General features: G+C 59.8%; 1 protein-coding gene. It reads right to left on the reverse strand.

What is annotated here, in order from left to right; all coding sequences use genetic code 11:
- A partial coding sequence (locus ACPYOG_RS21195; RefSeq protein ID WP_481296003.1) for an enolase C-terminal domain-like protein occupies positions 1–229 on the reverse strand: 229 nt, incomplete at both ends.

Below are 229 nucleotides of genomic sequence, written 5' to 3' on the forward strand. Positions count from 1 at the left end.
ACGATCTCCATGCCCTTGGTGGTGAGATCGTCGAGCTGCGGGATGTATTCGACATATTTACCGTTCGGCACCGCGCAGGCGAGGCTGACATGCAGCTCCATCAGGAAATGCGGGCAAACCGGGATGTCGAAGGCTTCGGCCGCATGTGCGACCTTCAGCCAGGGCGTGATACCGCCGATGCGGGCAACGTCGACCTGCACGATCGAGCAGGCGCCCTTCTGCATATATT

The organism is Leifsonia sp. HAY1-4F (genome assembly GCF_056755275.1).